15 protein-coding genes are annotated in these 21,294 nt (G+C 62.3%); 3 read left to right on the forward strand and 12 right to left on the reverse strand.

Annotated elements, in window-relative coordinates; genetic code table 11:
- Positions 1-95: 95 nt before the first annotated feature.
- From ACN1C3_RS30590 to ACN1C3_RS30625, 8 genes are all read right to left on the reverse strand, one after another.
- Positions 96-2,519, reverse strand: coding sequence for an efflux RND transporter permease subunit (locus tag ACN1C3_RS30590; protein ID WP_419119455.1), 2,424 nt, complete (start codon positions 2,517-2,519; stop codon positions 96-98).
- Between the two features lie 14 nt (positions 2,520-2,533).
- The gene (locus ACN1C3_RS30595; RefSeq protein ID WP_419119456.1) at positions 2,534-3,520 is read right to left on the reverse strand and encodes a WD40/YVTN/BNR-like repeat-containing protein; all 987 of its coding nucleotides are present in this window, start codon (positions 3,518-3,520) and stop codon (positions 2,534-2,536) included.
- A gap of 242 nt (positions 3,521-3,762) precedes the next feature.
- Positions 3,763-4,713, reverse strand: a complete 951-nt coding sequence (locus ACN1C3_RS30600) for an OB-fold domain-containing protein (protein ID WP_419119457.1) — start codon at positions 4,711-4,713, stop codon at positions 3,763-3,765.
- 4 nt (positions 4,714-4,717) lie between these two features.
- Positions 4,718-5,929: a thiolase family protein gene (locus ACN1C3_RS30605; protein WP_419119458.1), complete on the reverse strand. Its 1,212-nt coding sequence runs from the start codon at positions 5,927-5,929 to the stop codon at positions 4,718-4,720.
- A gap of 93 nt (positions 5,930-6,022) precedes the next feature.
- Entirely contained in the window at positions 6,023-7,690 is a 1,668-nt protein-coding gene (locus ACN1C3_RS30610) for a DUF1302 domain-containing protein (RefSeq protein WP_419119459.1), read from the reverse strand.
- Positions 7,691-7,757: 67 nt separating this feature from the next.
- Positions 7,758-8,843, reverse strand: coding sequence for an MBL fold metallo-hydrolase (locus ACN1C3_RS30615; RefSeq protein ID WP_419119460.1), 1,086 nt, complete (start codon positions 8,841-8,843; stop codon positions 7,758-7,760).
- Positions 8,836-10,689 carry a long-chain-acyl-CoA synthetase gene (locus ACN1C3_RS30620; protein WP_419119461.1) on the reverse strand — a complete coding sequence of 618 codons (1,854 nt, stop codon included), beginning with the start codon at positions 10,687-10,689 and terminating at the stop codon, positions 8,836-8,838. The genes ACN1C3_RS30615 and ACN1C3_RS30620 overlap by 8 nt, the downstream gene beginning before the upstream one ends.
- Positions 10,686-11,771 (reverse strand): alkene reductase, encoded by a 1,086-nt coding sequence (locus tag ACN1C3_RS30625; RefSeq protein WP_419119462.1) that lies wholly within the window; start codon positions 11,769-11,771, stop codon positions 10,686-10,688. Before ACN1C3_RS30625 ends, ACN1C3_RS30620 begins: the two co-directional genes overlap by 4 nt.
- 243 nt (positions 11,772-12,014) lie before the next feature.
- Between ACN1C3_RS30625 and ACN1C3_RS30630 the strand changes: the two genes are divergently transcribed.
- Positions 12,015-13,343: a spinster family MFS transporter gene (locus ACN1C3_RS30630; protein WP_419119463.1), complete on the forward strand. Its 1,329-nt coding sequence runs from the start codon at positions 12,015-12,017 to the stop codon at positions 13,341-13,343.
- Positions 13,344-13,412: 69 nt separating this feature from the next.
- Positions 13,413-13,847 carry a nuclear transport factor 2 family protein gene (locus ACN1C3_RS30635; protein WP_419119464.1) on the forward strand — a complete coding sequence of 145 codons (435 nt, stop codon included), beginning with the start codon at positions 13,413-13,415 and terminating at the stop codon, positions 13,845-13,847.
- 123 nt (positions 13,848-13,970) lie between these two features.
- On the opposite strand, the gene ACN1C3_RS30640 is transcribed toward ACN1C3_RS30635, so the two are convergent.
- The gene (locus tag ACN1C3_RS30640; protein WP_419119465.1) at positions 13,971-14,168 is read right to left on the reverse strand and encodes a hypothetical protein; all 198 of its coding nucleotides are present in this window, start codon (positions 14,166-14,168) and stop codon (positions 13,971-13,973) included.
- 240 nt (positions 14,169-14,408) lie between these two features.
- Between ACN1C3_RS30640 and ACN1C3_RS30645 the strand changes: the two genes are divergently transcribed.
- Positions 14,409-15,767: a spinster family MFS transporter gene (locus ACN1C3_RS30645; protein WP_419119466.1), complete on the forward strand. Its 1,359-nt coding sequence runs from the start codon at positions 14,409-14,411 to the stop codon at positions 15,765-15,767.
- 462 nt (positions 15,768-16,229) lie between these two features.
- On the opposite strand, the gene ltrA is transcribed toward ACN1C3_RS30645, so the two are convergent.
- The 3 genes from ltrA to ACN1C3_RS30660 form a co-directional block, all read right to left on the reverse strand.
- Positions 16,230-17,522, reverse strand: coding sequence for a group II intron reverse transcriptase/maturase (ltrA, locus tag ACN1C3_RS30650; RefSeq protein ID WP_419119467.1), 1,293 nt, complete (start codon positions 17,520-17,522; stop codon positions 16,230-16,232).
- Positions 17,523-18,033: 511 nt separating this feature from the next.
- Complete coding sequence (locus ACN1C3_RS30655) at positions 18,034-19,416, reverse strand: DUF1329 domain-containing protein (RefSeq protein ID WP_419119468.1); 1,383 nt, start codon at positions 19,414-19,416, stop codon at positions 18,034-18,036.
- Between the two features lie 92 nt (positions 19,417-19,508).
- Complete coding sequence (locus ACN1C3_RS30660; RefSeq protein ID WP_419119469.1) at positions 19,509-21,191, reverse strand: class I adenylate-forming enzyme family protein; 1,683 nt, start codon at positions 21,189-21,191, stop codon at positions 19,509-19,511.
- Positions 21,192-21,294: the final 103 nt, after the last annotated feature.

Here is a 21,294-nt window from a genome sequence, read left to right on the forward strand (position 1 = left end):
TATTGGCCTGCGCGGGTCCCTGCAACAGGGGCCCGCGCCTCAGTTTCCCTATCGTCTGCTTACTCCACAATAGGCCCGACAGGTTTATTTTTTCGCTATTGAGTATCACGCGCAGCCGGGCTGTTTTTCAGCCGAAACTGACCTTGTGGTGCCGCGGGTTGGCGTACCCGCTCGGTGACCAGCGGCCGCCCACGATTGAACCAGGCCGCCAGCGCCGGCAAGAGGAAAATCGCCCCCAGCACGTTGACCAGGAACATGAACGACAGCAACACGCCCATGTCGGCCTGGAACTTCAGCGGCGCGAACGCCCAGGTGCAGACGCCAATCGACATGGTCACGGCAGTGAATACCGCCGCCGTGCCGCGTTGGCACATAGCCTCGTAGAAGGCTTCGCGCAGGTTGGCGCCCCGCAGCATTTCGTGCTGGATGCGCTCGTACAGGTAGATGCCGTAGTCGACCCCCACGCCCACGCCCAGCGCCATCACCGGCAAGGTGGCGACTTTCAGGCCGATCCCGAGCATGGTCATCAGTGCGTTGCACAGAATCGCGACAATCGCCAGCGGCACCAGAATGCACAGCACCGCGCGGATCGACAGGAAGGTCAGCCAGCAAAACAGCGCCACCGAACCGAACAGCGCCCCCAGCATGACGATTTCGGCGCGTTTGACTGCCTCGTTGGAGGCCGCCATCACCCCGACGTTGCCGCCGGCCAGAAGGAATTCGACTTGCGGCGAATTGACCTCGGCAATGATCCGCTTCGCTTCATCGATTGCATGGCTGACGGTGCTGCCTTCGTGATCGGCAAGGAACACCAGGATCTGCATCTGCTGGCAGCCGTCGGTCACCAATCCGTCATCCGGTATATAGGCCCGCGCCCCTTGGCTCAGGCCACGGGAGGAACCTGGAATCGCCGCCCAGCGTGGATTGCCTTCGTTATTGCCGGCGATCACCCGCTTGCCCATGTCCGCCACGCTCTGGATCGATTGCACGCCTGAAACCGTGCGCATGCGGAAATCGAAGGCTTCCACCGCACGCATCACGGTGGGTGACAGGCAGCCTTCGTCGACGCCCTTGACCTGGACGAACACCGACATCACATCGAGCCCGATGGCGTAGCTGCCGATGATCTTGCCGTTGTCCTGGTTGTAGCGCGAATCGGCCCGCAGCTCCGGCGCGCCCGCGCCGATATCGCCCACCGCCAGGTCGCGCGCCTTGTAGGCCCCGGCCAACAGCAGCAACAGGCTGATGACAAATACCCCGAGGGCCGGCCCCGGTTCGGCAAGCACCGACAGGCGCCACCACAGGCGATGCTTGCCCACCGGCCGGGATTGTGCCCGGCGCAACAGCGCAGGTTCCAGGCGCAGGTAGGAAATGATGATCGGCAGCATCAGTTTGTTGGTGATGATCATCAGCATCACGCCGATGCAGGCAGTCACCCCCAGTTCGTGGACGATGGGAATATCGATCAGCATCATCACCGCGAACCCCAGGGCGTTCATCAGCAAGGCCAGGGAGCCGGGGATGAAGATCTTGCAGAACGCCGAGCGTGCCGCTTCCCTGGAGGTGCTACCGGCCAGTACATCCTGCTTCCAGGCGTTGGTCATCTGCACCGCATGGGACACACCGATGGAAAAGATCAGGAACGGCACCAGGATCGACATCGGATCAATGCCCAATCCCAACAGCGGCAACAGACCCAGCAGCCAGACCACCGGCAACAACGCCACCACCAGCGCCACCACGGTCACGCGCAGGGAACGGGAATACAGCCACAGCAGCAATCCGGTGATCACGAAGGCGACGACAAAGAAGCCGATCACGGTGTTCAGCCCTTCGACTACATCGCCCACCAGTTTGGCGAAGCCGACGATGTTGATCTCGATATCGGGGCTGTTGTACTTGGCGCGGATGTCTTCCAGGCGCTTGGCGATGTCGACATAGGACACCGGCTGACCGGTTGTGGGGTCAGTATCCTGCAGGTCGGCGCGGACCATGGCCGATTTCAGGTCGTTGGCTACCAGACGGCCGACCTGCCCGGAGGCCGCCGTGTTGCTGCGCACTTGCGCCAGGTCCACGGGGGTGCCGCTAAAGCGCGGTGGCACCACCACGTCGCCAAAGAAACCTTCCTCGGTAATTTCGATGTAGCGCACGTTGGCGGTAAATAGCGACGTTACGCTGGGGCGGCTGACCCCGGAGATGAAAAACACGTCGTCGGTGACTTTGCGCAGGGTCTCGAGGTACTCGGTGTTATAGATGTCACCCTCGCCCTTCCAGCGCACGCTGACCAGGAAGCGGTTGGCGCCAGTGAAGTAGCGACTGAACTTGAGAAAATTGACCATGTATTCATGACGCACCGGGATCTGTTTGTTGAACCCCGGATCCAGTTGCGTGTGGGTAGCGCTGTAGCCCAGGCCCAGCGTCACCAGCACGAACAGCAACAGCAGTCCCTTGCGCCAGGCCATCAGGTGGTCCGCACACGTTTCGACGCAGCGCGTCACCCAGTGTTTACCTTGATTCATTGCCTGCCTCTCATTTACTGGGTGGCCTGTGTGGCCACTAGGGCAGCAACGCTGCCACCTGAACCTTGCAATACCCCGCGCTCGCCACCCACCAGCAGGCGCGAGCCCACCATCGTCGCCGAGGTCAACGTACCGAGCCCGGACAGGCGCCCGACCCCGACCAGCGCACCCTGCGCGTCCAGACGCACCACCGAGCTGCCGGCACCAACGATCACCAGCCCCGAGTGATCGGACAGCACCACATGGCCGTACAGCGGCAGTTGGTTACCGACGTTGATCTGGGTCCAGCTGTCGCCGAAGTCGTGGCTGACGAACACATGCCCGCGCATGCCGTAGGTCACCCAGTTGTCCGCGCTCAGGCGCACGATGCCGAACAGTGAACCGCTGTAGAACACCGGCAAGGTCTGCCAGTGTTTGCCGGCATCGGCGGTGCGCAACACCAGGCCCTGCTCGCCCACCAGCATGCGCCGGCCATCGTCACCGCCGGCCATGCTGTTCAGGTGCGCGCTGTCGATATCCAGGACTTGCGGAGTCCAGCTCTGCCCGGCGTCAAGGGATTGATAGAACTTGCCGAAACTCCCGAACGCCATGACGTTGTCGCCACCGCCGGTCCAGACGCCCAGCAGCGGTTCGCCCAGATCGGCGTCGTAGCGCATTTCCTGCCAGCTTTTGCCGGCGTCCAATGAGCGCAGGATCCAGCCGTCATGCCCGACGGCCAGCAAGCGCTTGTCGTCCAGTGCCACCACGGCCGTCAGGGTGGCATTGCGCTGCGTGGCGACGCTGGCTGGCTGCCAGCTGACGCCCTGGTCATCACTGAGCAGGATGCTGCCGCGCTCGCCCACGGCTACCACGCGCGAGCCAAGATTAAGCAGGCCGTTGATCTGCACCCGGTCCGGGCGCGTGGCCAACAGTTCCGCTTGAGGTGGGGATTTGGGGGAAAAGGTGTAGCCAATGGTCAAGGCGACCACCAGGCAGACCAGGTAGCCGATCACCGAGCGCATGAGGAACGCTCCTGTTCGGGACACGCGTGCATAGGGCAAGTCATAGGGCCAATCCTCTTGTTCTTGTCAGGCGCCAGGGCATGCGAGGCAAGCGATGTGGGCATTGCCTCTGAGGGATAGTCGGGGGTAGGTCCGTTTGAAACATCGTCCAAATGGCTTACAAAAGGCTGCTGCCGCTGAGGGAGTGAAAAGCGTTGCGCCAGAGCCGCCCACGGCGTGGCCGTGGACGGCAGGCACAACGATCAGGCGAGGTAGAGAATGACCAGGTCGTTGATCACCGACGGCCGGTCCTGGCCGACCACGTGGGTGTTGAGCTCCAGTGTCAGCTGAGTGCCGCGCGCCGTCAGCTCGACTTTTTTCACCCGCGCCCGCGAATGGATGCGCGAGCCGGCCGGCACCGGCGCCGGGAAGCGCAGGCGGTCGGAGCCGTAGTTGATCTGAGTGGTGAAACCGCTGATCTCGAAGCCCAGCGCCAGTTTCATCCGCGACTGCAGCACTTGCACCAGCGCACCGTGGGCAATGGTGCCGCCGAACGGACTTTGCAGGCGCGCCCGCTCCGGGTCGGTATGGATCCAGTAATCGTCGCCCGACAACTGGGCAAAGGCGTCGATCAGCGCCTGGTCGACCACCACGACGTTGCTCCAGTCGCTGAACTGATCGCTGACCAGGGTCTGCAAGGCCGGCCCATCGTTGAGGTCGATCTGCCGGGCCGGTGGTTGCTCCGACGCCGCAGGTGCCGGTTCGCTGTCCTGCGCGGGCAGCGACTCAAGGCTCGCCGCATCCTTGTCGACCCCGGTAAAGCGCAGCAGGCGGTTGCCCTTGGCGTCGACTTCGGCGAACACCGGCTGCAACGGCATGCCAATGCGAATTTCGTCTTCGTCAAGGCCGACCAGGTTGGTGTTGATGCGCACGCCTTGGGCCAACTCGACCACCGCCAGTTTCTGCGGCATTTCATCCATAAAGTCGGGCAAGGTGGCAATGCGCGTCACGGTGTAGCTGTACAGCGTCGCAGTGCCGTCAACTTCGCGCCAGGCCAGGTCATGTTCCAGGCACACCGTGCAATGCCGGCGCGGGTAGAAATTCCAGTGCGCACAGGCGTTGCATTGCTGGATCAACAGGCGGCGAGCCTTCAGGCCCTCCCAGAACGGTGCGGAAATCTGCGTCGCGACCGGCATCGGTTTGTTGTTGGACATGTGCTTATGCTCCCTGAAGTATCAATGCGCCCTGCTCGCTCATCACGCCGCCGGTGCCGGAGACGTAGACGTTGTCGCAGCGCCCCAGTTGGCGCTCACCGGCAGTCCCTGCGATCTGCGTCACCGCCTCGATCACCTGGCTCATGCCACCGGCCGAGGCCGACTGACCGAAACTGAGTTGCCCGCCATGGGTGTTCATCGGGAAATCGCCACGCCAGGTCAGGTCGTGTTCGCGCACGAACGCCATGCCCTCGCCCTTGCCACAGAAACCCGCATCTTCGAGGGTCAGCAAGGTGGTGATGGTGTAGCAATCGTAGATCTGCGCGGCGTGGACATCCGCAGGCTTGAGCCCTGCCATGGCAAAGGCTCGCTGGGAAGCCGGACCAATCGGCGTGTTCAGCATGTCCTCGGCATAGGACGGCGACTTGAACGCCAGGTGTTCGCCAAACCCGGTAATGAAAGCCGGACGCTTGCGGGCGCGCGCCGCCACTTCCTTGTTGGTGATGATCATTGCGGCGCCACCGGCCACCGGCATGACGATTTCCAGGACGTGCAGCGGGTCGGCGACCATTTTGCTGGCCAGTACCTGTTCGATGGTCAACGGCTGGCCGTAGAACATCGCCTGCGGATTGGCCAGGGCGTTGGTGCGCTGGTCGACGGCGATCTTGGCCATCGCCCGCTGGTCGTAGTCGTACTGTGCGGCATAACGTTGGGCGATCATCGCGTAGCCCGTGTTCTGGCCCATGTGCCCGTAAGGCAGGTCGAACTCGGCTTCGGGCGCGCCAAATGCCGTGCTGTGCCCACCGAAACGCATGGACCGGGCCATCCAGCCGGGATCCTCATCGGGGCCGAACGGCGCCATGCGCGCAGGGATGACGCACAGCACTGCCTGGCACAGCCCCAGTTCGATGGCAGCAGCGGCGCGCCAGACCATGCCCACCGACGTGCATCCGCCCAGGTCCACCACTTCGGCGAAGTTCAAGCGCAGGCCCAGGTACTCGGCGGCCATCGCCGGTACGAACACCGAGGCTTCATGAAAATGCGGGCCGTTGATCACCAGTCCGTCGAGGTCCGAGGCCTTGAGCCCGGCATCACGCAGGGCCTGGGCCGCCAGGTCGGCGACTTGCTCAAGGTGAAACATCTTGGGCGCGGTCGAGTATTTTTCCGGTTTGTATTGTGCGGTGCCAACAATGGCCGCATGCCCTTTGAGCCCCATAGTGCCTCCATGCCGAAGCGTTACGCTGCGGCAATTTCCAGGTTGTGTTGAAGCTCCGGGTACGCGAAAGCGACCCGGAGCTTGAGTGATCGATCAGAAGGTGTATTTCATCGAGAACGTGGCGTAGTCGCGGTCGGCGAACGGACGTTTGATAGGGTCGGGTTCACCCAGGTAGCCGATGTACTTCAAGCCTACTTCCAGATTGCCCAGGTACTTGAAGGTGGTGCCCATACTCAGGCGTCGGTCACCCTGGACCCCGGAGATGCTCCCGGCCATGGGTGACGAGCCGCTGAACACGTTGGAGAAACTGAAGGGCACTTCCAGATCCCAGCCTTGGAAAACGCCCGGATAACTGAACGATGCTCCCAGGGTGTAGGCACTGGAAGACTTGGTACGGAAGCCGCTGCTGGTGTTGTAGGTGTAATCATTGGAAGGCGCCACTAAAGTTGCCACGGAGGGCAGCAGGTTCAGGCCTTGCAGGTTGGGCGCGGCCGAAGTGGATTCCACGCTGTCAACCTGCACACGGATGATTTCGGCAGTCAGGCTGGTCTGGCTGGCCCAGGGGCGGTCCCCCAGGATACGGATCGCCGACAACTGCATTTGCTGGCCCTTGCCCTTGGCCGGCACCGCGCCAAGGGCGGTATTGACCATCACCGGCGCACCGTCGCGGTACGACCATTCGCCGCCTACCTGAACGTCACCGATCTTGGTCGAGGCACTGATACCGGTCAGCTTGATGTCTTCGAAATACTTGATCCGATAGCCGTTGATGGCCAGGGCGTTCCTGCCGCCGCCTACCGGCAGTGGGTCGTAACCGACCAAGGCGGTAGCCGGGTTCTTGTCGTGGTAGTTGACGTGGAACAGCGACAGCTCGACCGCCGGTACCGGGCGATAGCGCACTTGCACGCCCCACTGGCCGCCATCGCGCGGTTCGTCGGTGCCGCGGTAAGCGATCTTCTGGCCGTTGGCGTAGATGAACTCGCGCCCGGGCCCCACTACGTCGCTGCTCGACAGGTAGCTGCCCACCGGTGGCAGTTCAGTGCCCTTCCATTCGTACTGCACGTACGCACCAAAGGTCACACTAGGGTTCAGGCGGAACGAGCCGGAGAACTGGCCCACCGGCAACAGTATTTCCTTGACCTCAACACCCGGCTGGGACGCTTTTACCGCGTCGGAAGGGTTTTGCACGCCGTTCACACCTGGGTAGTACAAACTCTCGCCCCAGGATTCGATGTGCCGCCCGGCCTTGACGTCAAGCATGGTGTCGTTGTCAAAACGCCAGCCGCTGAACACATAGGCATCCAGCAGACGGGTACGACCACCGCTGTAATAACGGGTATTGCTGGTGAACTCGTCGTTACTCCCGCTTTTGTTCACAGTGGCGGGCGAATCGTTATCGTTCTTGTTGTGGTAGACGTCGTCGTAGAAGGTACTGCCGCGCACCACGGCGCCGTAGTTGTCCTTGCGCAGGATCAGTTCTCCCAGCGCGCCCACGCGGTTAGTCGTCAGGCTGCCACGATCGAAGTTGCGGTTGGCATCGTCGGCGTTGATCGTCTTCAAGCGATCGCTCTGCTTGCCAGTGCGCACACCGACGCCGTAGCTGGTGGTCACCGACCAATCCATGGTCGTCCCATTGTCGAACTCGAACGTATCACCGGCCCATACCGGTGTGGACACCAGCGCAATGGCTGCCGCCAGGCTGGTGACCTGAAACGCGCTCGAAGCCATGACCGTAGAGTTATTGTTGTTTTTGTTGATCACACTGACTCTCCTCAATGGCAACCGGTTGGCTGCCTGGAATGTTCAACACTGCTGCCGTGCAGCCCGCTCAAAACACGTTGAGCGGTGTAGCCGCGCACGCTCCCCTTACAGCACACCGGTAGCGATTTCGCCCCCGGTCCTCTTCCCGCTCCAGCGACCCTTCGGCCACCAGGTAGTTGGCATGGGCCAACGTTTCGCCAAGCGCCATCAGTTCGTCGAAACGTCCCGACAGCCTGGGAAATAAAACGGCCATCAGTTCGAGCACGGTGCGCGGCTCGTCACAGTTGGCCAGCAACAGCGCCAGATGCGCCCGGTGATGCGCCTCCAGTTGATCAAGGCGCTGATGCAAATTGAAAAACGGTCGCTCGTGCGCCGGCAGCACCAGCACGCTGTCGGGCAAGCTGCGCAAATGTTCTATGGAGTCGAGCCAGTCGCGCAGCGGGTTGGCCAATGGCTCCGTGGCATGCACGCCGACGGTGGAGGTGATGCGCGGCAGCACCTGGTCGCCGGAGATCAGCAAGCCGTCATCGGCGGCATACAGACAGGCATGCTCCGGCGAGTGGCCGCGCCCGATGACCACCTGCCAGGTGCGGCCACCGATATTCAGGAGGCTGCCCTCGCGCAAACGGCGGTAATGGTTCAGTGGCGCAGGCAGAAAATGGGCGTTGCTCATCACCGCGAACATCTCGGTGCTTTGCTCGTCAGCCACGCCGGCCTTGCGGTAGAAGTCGAGGAAGTCCCAGCCCGGTGGTTGATCGGCGGGAAACCTGACGTGCAGCGACTGGAACTCGCTGGCGGTCATGTACACCGGGCAGTGGAAACGCTCCGAAAGCCATGCGGCCACCCCGGCATGGTCGGAGTGAAAGTGGGTGCAGACCACCGCCAGCAGCGGCAGGCCAGCACACACTTCACTCAGCACCCGGTCCCAGACTTCGCGGGTCTGTTCGGTGTTCATGCCGGTGTCCACCACGACCCAGCCGTCGGTGTGGCGCAGCAGATAGAGGTTGATGTGGTCCAGGCGAAACGGCAGCGGCATGCGCAACCACCAGACGCCTGGCGCCACTTCACGCACCTGCCCGGATTCGGGCGCCTGCGGCCAGGGATACCGCAGGCCGCCGCGCAGTTCGTGACCGTTGGCGTCGAGATCAGTCATGGTGGGTCACCGCGAAGGGCGTGAGACCGACCCGCTCCAGTGCCTCTGCCGAATAGGGCACATAAGTGCGGGCATGGTCATCGCGGATGAACAGCGGATCGCTGCAACGAGTCGGGCAGTAGCCCTGGCGCTGCAGATCGACCTTGCGCAGCTTGAAGCTGGCTGTCAGGTCTGCCGACTGGGTGACCCGCACGAACACCGGGGCTGCATAGCGCGGCAGGCGTGCTTCGCTCAGCGTGTACAGGGCATGCGGATCGAACGCCTGGCCCTCCTGCATCAGCACGGCGGCCATGCCGGCGCGACCTTCATGGCCCGGTACCTGGACGCCATAGACGTTGATCAGCTCCATGCCCGCCAGATCGCTCAGGGCGTCCGCCACTTCCAGGGTCGAAACGTTCTCGCTCTTCCAGCGATAGGTATCGCCGATACGGTCGACGAAGTAGCAGTAACCGTCGGCGTCCTCACGCAGCAAGTCGCCGGAGCTCCAGTAGGCATCACCCTCGCGCAGGACGTTGCGTCGAATCTTGCTCTCGGTGGCTTCGGCTGAGGTGTAGCCCTCAAAACGCCCGCCACCAATGTCCGGGTGATCGACGATAAAGCCCATGGCCTCGCCAATCTCGCCCACTTTGCAGACTTGATAGAAACCGTTTTCGTCCCGTGGGTGGCAGTCATTTTCGATGTCGTAACGCACCAGCCGCAGGTTGGTTTTGTTCCAGTCCGGCACGCGGCCGCAGGATCCGAAATAGTTGTCGACATTGATCACCGTGGTATTGGCCTCGGTGGCACCCCACCCCTCGAACACCTGGATCGGACCGAAGCGCTCCAGCCAGCGCTGCCAGGAGTCCGGTGACAACCCGGCGCCGAGCATGCAGCGCAAGCTGTGCTCACGCTCGCCCGGTCGCACAGGCTGGTTGAGCAGGTAACGGCAGATTTCACCGATGTACTGGAAGATGCTGATCTGGTGACGCGCCACGTCGTTCCAGAACTCTCGCACGCTGAACTTGCGCCGTACCACGATGGCCGCACCGGACCGTAGCGCGGAAGAGGTCACCGACGTGGCAGCGGCGCCGTGGTACAGCGGCAGGCAGCAATAGAACACATCCTTGCTAGTGGCTTGCAGGGTGGTTTCCATCACATCGCCAGAGGACATCCAGCGCATGTGGCTGTAGCGCGCCGCTTTGGGCAAGCCGGTGGTGCCCGAGGTAAAAATCAACAGGGTTGGGGTCTGGGCATCGATGTGCGCGCGGATATCACGGGGGAACGGCGTACGCGGGGCTTTCTCCAGGCGCGCATCGAAATGCCCGTCGATACCTTTGGGCAGCGGTCCGCTCCAGGGATTTTCCAGGTCGCGTATCAGCCAGCACGGCAGGTCCGGAAAGCCTTCGGTGGCCTGCACATTGGCCAGGCATTCTTCGCCGATGACCAACGCCTTGGCGTCGGTGGTTTGCAACGCATGCAGCAGCGGGCGGCCGTTGACCTGAGTGTTGATGAAGGCCACCACCACCCCGAGCTTGACCAGGCCGAACCAGGTGCAGAAAAACTCAGGGCGGTTTTCCATGGCCAGGGCGCAGACATCGCCAGCGCGCAGGCCATTGGCGTAAAAAGTGTGGGCCATCTGATTGGCCCGCGCATCGACTTCAGAGTAACTCAGGGTCTGCTCGCCGTAGATCAGGAATGGGCATTCGCCGTGTTCCTGTGCCTGATGTTCCAGGCGGTCGGCCAGGGTGTAGAGGTCACCCGGTTTGATCTTCCCGGCGGCGGCGGAGCGCTGGTCGAGCAGTACTTGGGTCTGCTCCCGTGGTACCAGGCCGGTCGGCAGGACGTTAGGCAAGTCGTTCAGGTTCATTGCGCCACCTCCTGGGCAATTGCTTGAAAGGCGGGGTAATCCGAGTAGCCCTCCGAACCGGGCGTATACAGAGTCTTGCGATCGAACCGACTCAGCGGCAGGCCACGCCTCAAGCGCTCCACCAGATCGGGGTTGGCAATAAAGTGACGACCAAACGACACGGCAGCCCCCTCGCCCGACGCGAGAGCGGCACTGGCCGAAGGGCCGTCGAAACCATCGTTGAGAATCAAGGCATGAGGACTGCTTTGGCGTGCCAGGGCGAAGGCATCGAGGTCGTCCAGCGGCGAGCGCATGATGTGCAGGTAGGCCAGGTCCAGCGACGCCACGGCTTCGCACAAGGCCGCCGCCGTGGCAGCCGGATCGCTGTCATCGATGTCGTTGTAGGGGTTGCCGGGGCACAGGCGAAAGCCGACGCGTCCAGCGCCAATCGCACTGGCCATTGCTTCGATCACTTCCTTGGCAAAACGCACCCGCCCTGCCACATCACCGCCGTAGGCATCGCTGCGCTGATTGCTGCCCGAGGCCATGAATTGCATCGGCAGATAACCGCTGGTGCAGTGCAGCTCGACACCGTCGAAGCCGGCCTGGCGCGCATTCAACGCGGCCTGGCGATAGTCTTCGATGACCTCGCGAATGCCTTGCAAGGTCAGCGCCTGTGGCTCGTCGGTGTCCACCAGGCCCACGGCATCGCTGAACACCTGGGTTCGCGCACGCAGCGCCGAAGGTGCCACCGTGGCTGCCCCCGCCGGCTTGTTGTGCTGGCTGGCCGCGCGGCCGACGTGCATCAGTTGCAGAACGATGCGCCCTCCCTCGGCATGCACCGCCTCGGTGACCCGCCGCCAGCCGGCGATCTGCTCGCTGCTGTAGATCGCCGGGGTGCGGCAATAGCCCAGGCCACTGGCGGACGGCGCAGTGCCCTCGGCCACGATTAACCCGGCACTGGCGCGCTGGCGGTAGTACTCGACCATGGCGCTGCCGGGCACCGCATCGGCAAGGGCGCGGCTGCGAGTCATGGGGGCCATGACGATACGGTTGGCCAGTTGCAGTTCGCCCAGGGCGACCGGCTCGAACAAGACGCTCATTTCAATTCCTCAGCTTCTCATTGTTTTCAGGCTGTGGGAGGGCTTGCCACAGCTTGGGCAAGCGCTGACACACCAGCGGATATGGGCTGAATGATTGACGTTGAACGCGAGCGAAACATCGTCCGACAAGACTAGGTTTGGCGGTTTGCCTGGGGACGACAAAGATGGTCTGAACGGACGATGAAAAAAAAACTGGACACGTAGAGCATCGGGTCAACCAGAACAAAGCCGGGAGCACCCGCAGTGAATCCTTCCCCCCCCGTAACATGGCGAACGCACTACGCGCTGTTCGTGCTCGCCAGCATCTATGTGTTCAACTACATCGACCGCCAGTTGATGGCGATTCTGATCGAACCGGTGAAGCTTGAGTTCGGCATCTCCGATACCGAAATCGGCCTGCTCTCGGGCGTGACCTTCGCAGTGTTCTACACCGTCTTCGGCTTCCCGATGGGGCGCCTGTCGGACCGCATCGGGCGCAAGCCGGTGATCGCCTTCAGCTGCATTGCCTGGAGCCTGATGACCATGCTCTGCGGCATGGCCGGCAGCTTCCTGAACCTGGTGCTGGCTCGGGTCGGCGTGGCCGTTGGCGAGGCGGGCGGCACAGCGCCGTCGGTGGCGATGGTCTCGGATTTGTACCCGGCTAACCGTCGTTCCACGGCCCTCGCGGTGCTGATGCTCGGCTCCAGCCTGGGGGCGATTGTCGGCCTGGGCCTGGGCGGCTGGATTGCCCAACACCACGGTTGGCGCTACGCCTTCTTGCTGATCGGCGCTCCCGGAGCATTCCTTGGCCTGCTTCTGCTGCTGACCGTGCGGGCGCCCCAGCGCGTAGCGCCACTGGGCAACGTCCCGGCGCAACAGGATGGCTGGCTCAAGACTCTGGTCGAGCTGCTTCGCACGCCCTCCTTCCTGTGGCTGGTACTGACCGGCGGCGCGGCGGCGATTGCCGGCTACGCCATCGGTACCTGGAGCCCGAGCTTCCTGATCCGTTCCCACGGCCTCAACCTGCAAGAGGCCGGGTTCCTGGTGGGCGTGGTGGGCGGCACCGGTGCGACCATCGGCACCCTGGTGTGCGGCATGCTCACCGACCGCATGGCGCGGCGCGATGTCGGCTGGCAAATCGGTGTGCCGTTGCTGGGTACGCTGATCAGCATTCCCTTCGCCCTGGCGTACTTCCTCTGGCCCCAAGGCACGGCGTTCCATATCGGCAGCATCGCCGTACCGCAAGCATTCCTGTTCTACAGCGTCTTCGCCTTCTTTGGTGTGTGGTGGGCAACACCGTGCCTGAGCGCCATTACCCACCTGTTCCCGCCCACGCGACTGGCCCAGGCCACGGCGATTTTCCTCATGTCCATGACCCTGCTGGGCGTCGGCGTCGGACCGCTGCTGGTGGGCATGCTAAGCGACTTCTTCGTACCCACCCTGGGCGGTGAATCCCTGCGCTATGCCCTCGCTTCGTCAGTGTCGCTGCTGGGACTGGCCAGCGTATTCCTGACCCTGGCACTGCCGCGTTATCGCCAACAGATGAAGAATCCTGCCCCGCTCCTCGCACCGGTCCAGGCCGTGACTGCCTGACCCTCTTCCCCACACCACCGCGCCGCTGGAAACCTGTCAGGTTCCAGCGGCTTTTTAATGAGGATCGCCATGAGTACCAGCGCCGTACAGATCTGCAACCTGCTCTACCGTTACGCCGAATGCCTGGACAGCGGAAAACTGGTCGAGGCCGCCGAGCTGTTTCGTCATGCCCGCATCAAGGTACAAAGCCAGAGCGACTGCCTGGATCACACCGCCCTGCTGGGGATCTGGCAACAGCGAATCAAGCTCTACCCCTGCGGCACACCCCGCACCAAACACGTCATCAGTAACCCCATCATCGACATCGACGAAGCCTCGGGAACCGCGACGATTCGCTCCTGCTACACCGTGCTGCAGGCCACCGACGTCCTGCCCCTGCAACCCATCGCCGCCGGGCGTTACTTTGATGAGTTCGAGCGTGTCGGCGGGGTTTGGCGGTTCAGCTTTCGTGACTATTCGCAGCTGGAAATGATCGGGGACTTGAAGGGGCATTTGCTGATGTAGGGTAGCGCTGAACGCAATGAAGCCCAACGACACCGGCCTCGGCGTGTTGGACTTCGCGTTGCGCCGTATCAAACTACGTGACGCTTCCCCGAGCGAGAGCTACGGGAAAACGCCCCGCTTCATTCACGCGCGGTACTGGCTGACCACCTCGCCAATCGCACGCTGGATGTCACCGCGAACATAACCCGGCAAGGCCGTTTCTTTGAGCCCCGATACCGCGCCGACCACAAAGGGCGCGTTGATGCTGCACACCTTGAAATCGGCGTTGGCCAGTGCACGCACGGCTTCGTCCGCCAGGTGCCGCGAGCGTACGTACGGCATGGTGTCGATCAGCGCTGGCGCCACTTGCGGGTAAACTGCCCACCAGAGCCGCCTGCTAGCCATCGCCCGATAAGACTAAAAAGATTCGAGGCTGCCAATCTGCAGAACGGCCACGCACACCACCGGTAACCTGCCGATCCAGGCGGGTGCTCCAGTGCCTGTAGTCTGAATGGACGTCGCTCCACCCTCTCTACCAGGAGGACGATCCCGCGCACTAAAACAAGAACCGGAGTACCCCTTGTGAACTCACCTATCCGCACCACCTGGCGCACGCACTACGCGTTGTTCGTGCTGACCAGTATTTATGTCTTCAACCACATCGACCGGCAGTTGATGGCGATCCTTATCGAACCGGTGAAGGCTGAGTTCGGCATATCCGACACGGGTATCGGCTTACTTTCCGGCGTGACCTTCGCGGTCTTCTACGGCCTCTTCGGTTTCCCTCTGGGACGCCTCTCCGACCGTATCGGCCGCAAACCGGTCATCGCCGCCTGTTGCATCGCCTGGAGTGTGATGACCATGGCTTGTGGCATGGCCGGCAGTTTCCTGACACTGGTAATGGCGCGTGTCGGCGTGGCCGTCGGTGAGGCGGGCGGCACCGCGCCGTCGGTGGCCATGGTCTCGGAGCTGTACCCGCCAGGGCGCCGCTCAACGGCCCTGTCGGTACTGATGCTCGGTTCCGCCCTCGGCGCGATCTTCGGGCTCGGTTTGGGTGGCTGGCTTGCCCAACATTACGGCTGGCGTTTCGCCTTTCTGCTGTTCGGCGCACCGGGCATCTTTCTCGGCGTGCTGCTCTGGCTCACGGTACTGACGCCAAAAACCGTCGCGATACAGACACCCGCCGCTGTGCCAGCACCTCTCGCGCAGGGCCCGGACACTCAGGAAGGCTGGGCGAAGACTCTGACCCACCTGTTCCAGACCCCGTCCTTCATATGGCTGGTGCTCACCGGCGGAGCCTGGGCCATCGCCGGTTACGCCATGGGCACCTGGAGCCCGAGTTTTCTGATCCGTTCCCACGGCTTGAACCTGCAAGAAGCAGGCGTCCTCGTCGGCGTGGCCGGTGGCATCGGCGCCACCGTCGGCACCTTGACCTGCGGCATGGTCACCGACCGCATGGCCCGGCGCGATCCCGCCTGGCAGATTGGCGTGCCTTTTTTGGCCACCCTGATCTGCATTCCCTCCAGCCTGGCTTTCTTCCTCTGGCCACCCGGCATTGCCTTCCATATCGGCGGCATACAAGTACCAACCGCCTTCCTTTTCTACAGCGTGTTCAGCTTCTTTGGCACCTGGTGGGCGACGCCCTGCCTGGGCGCGATCAGCCACTTGTTTGCACCTAAATACTTGGGCCAGGCCTCCTCCATTTTCGTCATGGCGATGACCATGCTCGGCGTCGGCATCGGCCCGCTGGTGATCGGCATGCTCAGTGACTACTTCACGCCGAGCCTGGGTAGCGAAGCGCTGCGTTATGCGCTGGCGGCGTCGGTCTCCCTGGTGTTGCTCGCGGCACTGTTCCTCGCCATGGCCCTGCCCCGCTATCGCGCTCAACTGACCCAACCGAGTGAGCTAGCCGTCGAACCGGCGAACACGGCCATTGCCTGATCGCTCTTGATTCATTCACACCTGGGCAGTAGCTGCCACTGCCCATCGAGCACGTTCTCCCTCCTGAAAGACCGCCTGCGCCTCAGGACTCCCTGACGCAGGCGCGCAGGCTGGATCCTCTTCGATTACTGACCCCCTCCAGACTGACCCGTATGCATCGGCCAGCGAACCCGGCTGAGGACGAGAAGCGGCTGGAGTCGGATCGTTCCATAACGCGTTGCCCTCAGGCTTGATCGTGACAACCAGGCTCCCCCGTCCCCGGACGGTAAGGACAGTATTAATTGCGCGCACAAGAACGCCGGCTGGCAGGAGGTGTTTTCTCGTATCAACACCACCTATCGAACCGGCGCTCTCGCTTGTTGCGCGATTGCACAATCGGCATAGGGGGCGGCCTTCATAGGCCGCTCCCCTGCCACACCACCCGGCATGCGGGTCCGCACCGGGCGGTTCGAGAGATTGAGGTTATGAGAGTCGCACCAATCCCAGCCTGTCGAACCACGCCACATCCAGCACTCGATTGAGCTCAAAGCGGCTGTTACGCCACCAACTATAAGAGTTGGCCGCCACTTTCCGGGCCGTTTGGCTGCTGGCTCCCAACGCCCGCAGTTCGCGATAAATCGTCGGACCACGCCTCCACTGTTTAAGCTGGATCGCTCGCAATCGGTGTCGCATCCACTCGTCCAGCTCTCGCCAGATTTTCGGCGTTTGTGACAACCCAAAGTAAGTTTTCCAGCCCAGAAGATAAGGGCGTAGATTCTCGACAACTTGTCGCAGACTGCGACCGCCTGAGCGACGGGTGAGCTCGCGTATCCGTTGCTTGAACTGCTTGCGCGCCTTGACTGCTACCGCTCTTTTGACGCCTTGTGGAGAGGCCCAGAAGGCGTAGCCCAGAAACTTGCGACCATACGCACTCGCCACCGCACTCTTGCTCTCGTTGACGCTCAAGTGCAGCTTGTCATACAGACGCTTCAGCAAGGCCATCACCCGCTGCCCTGCCTTGCGACTGCGAACATACACATTCGCATCGTCGGCATAGCGCACGAAACAATGACCTCGACGCTCAAGCTCCCGATCCACTTCGTCCAGCAGCACATTCGCCAACAACGGCGACAGCGGGCCGCCTTGCGGCGCCCCGCAGCGGCTTTTCTCGACCATGCCATTGATCAGCGTTCCTGCATCCAGATAGGCCCGAATCAGCCGGATAACCGCCCGATCCGCAATCCGCTTGCGTAAACGATCAATCAAAATGTCGTGGTCGACCCGGTCGAAGAACTTCTCCAGATCCACATCCACCACCACTTTTCGGCCCGAAGACACGTGACGCTGAGCCGCTAGAACGGCATCCTGCGCACAACGTCCCGGGCGAAAGCCGTAGCTGTGTTCACTGAAAGTCGGATCGAGTAGTGGCTGCAAGACTTGCAGCAGCGCTTGTTGGATCAAGCGGTCGGTGACTGTCGGGATACCCAGCTCGCGCTCGCCGCCGTCAGGCTTGGGAATCACCACTCGCCGTACCGGACTGGGCCGGTAGACGCCTGAAAGAAGCTGTTCGCGAATCGCCGCCCATTGCGTGAGCAGGTATTCGGCCGTCTGCTCAATATCCAGACCGTCGACTCCTGCTGCCCCTTTGTTGGCCTTGACCCGCTTCCACGCCCGCTTCAGGTTTTCTCTCGCAAAGACCCGCTCCAGCAGCCCTTGCCCTGCGTTATAGGGTTCACTTTGCGGACGATTGACCTCGTCGCTGATGGAATTTCTCACGGTTTCACCGCTCGCAGCCTCCATCCGCCCTGCGTTTGGCAGGCATCTGACTTCCGGTCGTTCGTATCAACATGGCCTATGACGCTTTCTCTCGTTCGGCCCTTCGTCAAAAAAAAGACTACTACGGCCTCTGCTGACTTCTCGCTCCGGCTTGCGCCGTCGCCCTTTCAGGCACGAGGCGAGATCTCCCCAGGTAAGAACGCAATCCTTCCCCGCACAACCGCCGGATTTACGTTGCCGCCCTTTGACCACAAGAGCTTTGCGATTTGTTGCCCGCTCGCCCTGGTCGGCATCGCCTTATATCCGGTTCTTGTCCATCGGCTCGCGGTTTCGATTCACGCTTCCTCCCCACACTCGGTCGCCCTCATGCAGTTGCGTTTCACTTCATTCGCTGTGGTCAGCTCACGGCGGGACTTTCACCCACAAGATTGCGCCCATGCTGGGCGCACAACGAAAAGGCCTCGCCGTTAACCGGCGAGGCCTTTGCTTTTAGCCCGTGTTACCTAAGGTGTTAGCGCCCTATTGCACGCGCCGCATCCGCGGTGTACTGGTCCGGGGTGAATTTGCCTTCGTTGAGGATCGGCCCTTTCTTCGCTTCGTTGCTCATGCCGTAGCCAGTGTACTGGCCAGAGTTCAGGTCCATGAAGAACTGCGAACCAGCCTGCCAGCTGCTCATGTCGGGGTGGTAGTAGTAGTTGACCATGGCGTGTTTCCACAGCTGCCCACGGGCGTCGTAGTTGTCGGCCATGACCGAATGCCAGGTGTCTTCGTCGAGGAACAGCACGCGTTTACCATAGACATGGCGATAGCCTTCCTTCAAGTCGGCCTCCAGTACCCACACCCGACGCAACTCATAACGCATGAAGTCCGGGTTGGGATGGTTGGGCGTCAGTAGGTCGGCGTATTTGACGGTCCCGGCGTTGGGCTTGAACGCGTTGGCCGGGCTGTAAATTTCGCGCTTGCCGATCAGTTTCCAGGTGAAACGTTCCGGTGAGCCGTTGTACAAGCGGTCTTCGTCGATGGTCATGGTGCCGTTGGTGCCGATCATCGGCTGATCGAAACCGTAGCCCGGCAGTTGCCGAACGCGCCGCGTCGACGGGCTGTAGGACCAGGCCTGACGCGTACCGGTACCGAAGTTGTAGGGTTCATGGGAAATACTGAGGGTGCCGTTGTCGCGGGCCGGTTTCAGGGTCATGTTGTTGCTATAGGCCACAATCTTATCGTTGTCCCTTGAGTCAACGGTCGGTGAGTTGGGCGGCGCCAGGTTACGCGCGTAGGCACGACCCCAGCCAATGCTGCCGTTGGGCAGGACCGACGCCAGGTCGGAGGTTTTTTCCTCGGTGTAGGCACGTGCCGGCAGTTGGTGATTCCACAGCACTTCCATGCCGTTTTTGGGGATCGGGAACGGTAACTGGCCGATCCCGGTGAAACCTGCACCGTCGTTGACCAGCTTGGCGTGCAGCGCGTTGTCCATCGCGCGGCGGCAGACGTAATCGGGGTAGCGGAAATCCCGGTGGCCGGGGTAGATGTTCATTTTGTAGGTGGTCGGGTACTTCTTCAGCAGGGCTTTCTGGCCTTCGGTCAGGTGTGCCTCGTACTGGCTCATGTTCTGCGCGGTGATGACCAGGATTGGCTTCTCCGCAGCATAGGGATCAACCGGTTGGTCGCCGGAGAACTTCACATGATTCCAGCCCGGCACTTCTCCCAGATACTTGCCGGTGTACGGCGGGATAGTGCCCTCGGCGTTCCCCGCTTGCTCGGCGCCGACACAGGTCAGCTCCTTGCCCAGCTTGGCGGCTTCCTGAGGTGACACCTCGGCGTGCGCATAACCCATCAGCCCACTATTGGCTGTGACTGCGACCGCGAGCATGAGACCTGTTCTTGTTATTTTCATGTATTGCCTCCTTCGCTGATAAGGCTGTGTGGTATGGGCCCATTGTTCGTGTTCTGCCGGCCCCAACATCGTCCGGAAAGACTAAGCAGGCGTTATGCGCCCAACTTTTCTTGCAATTGCGCCTTGAGCACCTTGCCGGTGGCATTGCGTGGCAACGGCTCGAGCACCCGGTAGACCTGCGTCGGCACTTTGTAGGCGGCCAGGCGCTCGGCGATGAACGTGCAGACTTGCGCCTCCTGGGGCAGCGTCGATGCCTGGCCATGCACGGCCAGCCCCACCGTCTCACCCAGCAGCGGGTCGGCGATGGCGAATGCAGCCGCTTCCAGGACACCGGGCATATCGAGGATGCACGTTTCGATTTCAGCCGCGGAAATCTTCTCGCCGCCGCGGTTGATCAACTCCTTGACCCGGCCGGTGATGCTGAGGAACCCCTCATCGTCGAGGTAGCCGATATCGCCAGTGTCGAGCCAACCGTCGCGCAGGCTTTGCGCGGTGGCCTCGGGCAGATTCCAGTAGGCGCTCATCAGGGTCGGCGAACGCAGCCAGATCACCCCGCGAGTGCCCGCCGGCTGCGGCTGGTCAGGGCTGTCACCAATGCGAATATCGACTATCGGCAGCGCCCAACCCGCCGTCGCCGGCTTGTACACAAACTGATCGCCACCAATCGCCGCGCCGATGCCGTTGCTTTCGGTCAGGCCGTAGCCGGCGCCGCCAATAGCGTCGGGCTTGAGCTTGAGCATGTCGTCGAGCACCCCGGCGGACGACGCTCCGCCGCCCAGCCCCAGGCCGAACAGGCTGGCGGTTTGCTCACTGCCAAAGCGCGGCGAGGCCAGCAATTGCTGCATCATCACCGGTGCCCCGTTGAACTGGGTGCAGCGTTCATCGCGAATGAGGTCGATGGCGCGTTCGACATCCCACTTGTACATCAGCATCAAGCGCCGACCGCCCCGTAATGCCGACAAGAACTGCGCATGCAAACCACTGACATGGAACAGCGGAACCGCCGCCAGAGTGGTTGGCGGGTAGCCGCTGTTGATCACCACGCCGATGCGTTCGGGCGAACTCATGGCGCAAAACGCGCCTTGGAAATCCAGTGCAAAGAGCGCCTGGCAAATTGCCCGGTGAGTGGACACTGCGCCCTTGGCGCGACTGGTGGTGCCGGAGGTGTAGAGGATCAGCGCCGGTGTGTCGGGATCTATTTCCAGTGCCGGCAACGGCAATGCCGGGGCGCTGATCAAGTCTTCGAAACGCAGGCAGTACTCGGGCAGCGTTCCTTCCTGGGACCCAACGATAATCGTGGCCCGCTGCTCACGGGCCAGATCTTCGTGCAGGGTGTTAAGGCGCGCTTCGTCGCACAGCAGCAGGCGCGAACCGCTGTCTTGCAGCGCGTACTGCAACTCGTCGCGCAGCCCCCAACTGTTGAGCGGTACACACACCGCGCCACAGCGCTGGATCGCAGCGAAAGCCACCAGCCACGCCGGCTGGTTGCGCATGGCAATCGCCACACGCTCGCCCGGTTGCAGGCCAAAACGGGCGACCATCTGCCCGGCGAGGCGGTCAACCTGATCGAAAAACTGGTTGAAGGTCAGGCGTTGCGACTGCCAGACCAGGAACTCACGGTCACCGTGGGCACGACCGGCGTCGATCACCTGCAGCAGGTCGTGCGAGGCGTGACGGAAGTAGCGTGCCGCGCCGTCATCCGGCGTCACCACTTCAAAGGGCGAGCCGGGCGCGATCAGTTGGCGCCACGCGGTTTGCCAGCGTTCAATACTCATCTGTGTTTTCTCCAGAACGGGCGAAAGATGTGTGGGAGCGGCCCGCACATGCAATATCTTCATGGCCTGACACTCCGCCTTCGCGAGCAGGCTCGCTCCCACA

This window comes from Pseudomonas sp. H11T01, assembly GCF_048515765.1.
Classification (GTDB): Bacteria; Pseudomonadota; Gammaproteobacteria; order Pseudomonadales; family Pseudomonadaceae; genus Aquipseudomonas.

Coding starts and splice junctions, on each gene's coding strand:
- ACN1C3_RS30590 (WP_419119455.1), bottom strand. CDS start 2,519: ATGAATCAAGGTAAACACTGGGTGACGCGCTGCGTCGAAACGTGTGCG.
- ACN1C3_RS30595 (WP_419119456.1), bottom strand. CDS start 3,520: ATGCGCTCGGTGATCGGCTACCTGGTCTGCCTGGTGGTCGCCTTGACC.
- ACN1C3_RS30600 (WP_419119457.1), bottom strand. CDS start 4,713: ATGTCCAACAACAAACCGATGCCGGTCGCGACGCAGATTTCCGCACCG.
- ACN1C3_RS30605 (WP_419119458.1), bottom strand. CDS start 5,929: ATGGGGCTCAAAGGGCATGCGGCCATTGTTGGCACCGCACAATACAAA.
- ACN1C3_RS30615 (WP_419119460.1), bottom strand. CDS start 8,843: ATGACTGATCTCGACGCCAACGGTCACGAACTGCGCGGCGGCCTGCGG.
- ACN1C3_RS30620 (WP_419119461.1), bottom strand. CDS start 10,689: ATGAACCTGAACGACTTGCCTAACGTCCTGCCGACCGGCCTGGTACCA.
- ACN1C3_RS30625 (WP_419119462.1), bottom strand. CDS start 11,771: ATGAGCGTCTTGTTCGAGCCGGTCGCCCTGGGCGAACTGCAACTGGCC.
- ACN1C3_RS30635 (WP_419119464.1), top strand. CDS start 13,413: ATGAGTACCAGCGCCGTACAGATCTGCAACCTGCTCTACCGTTACGCC.
- ACN1C3_RS30640 (WP_419119465.1), bottom strand. CDS start 14,168: ATGCCGTACGTACGCTCGCGGCACCTGGCGGACGAAGCCGTGCGTGCA.
- ACN1C3_RS30655 (WP_419119468.1), bottom strand. CDS start 19,416: ATGAAAATAACAAGAACAGGTCTCATGCTCGCGGTCGCAGTCACAGCC.
- ACN1C3_RS30660 (WP_419119469.1), bottom strand. CDS start 21,191: ATGAGTATTGAACGCTGGCAAACCGCGTGGCGCCAACTGATCGCGCCC.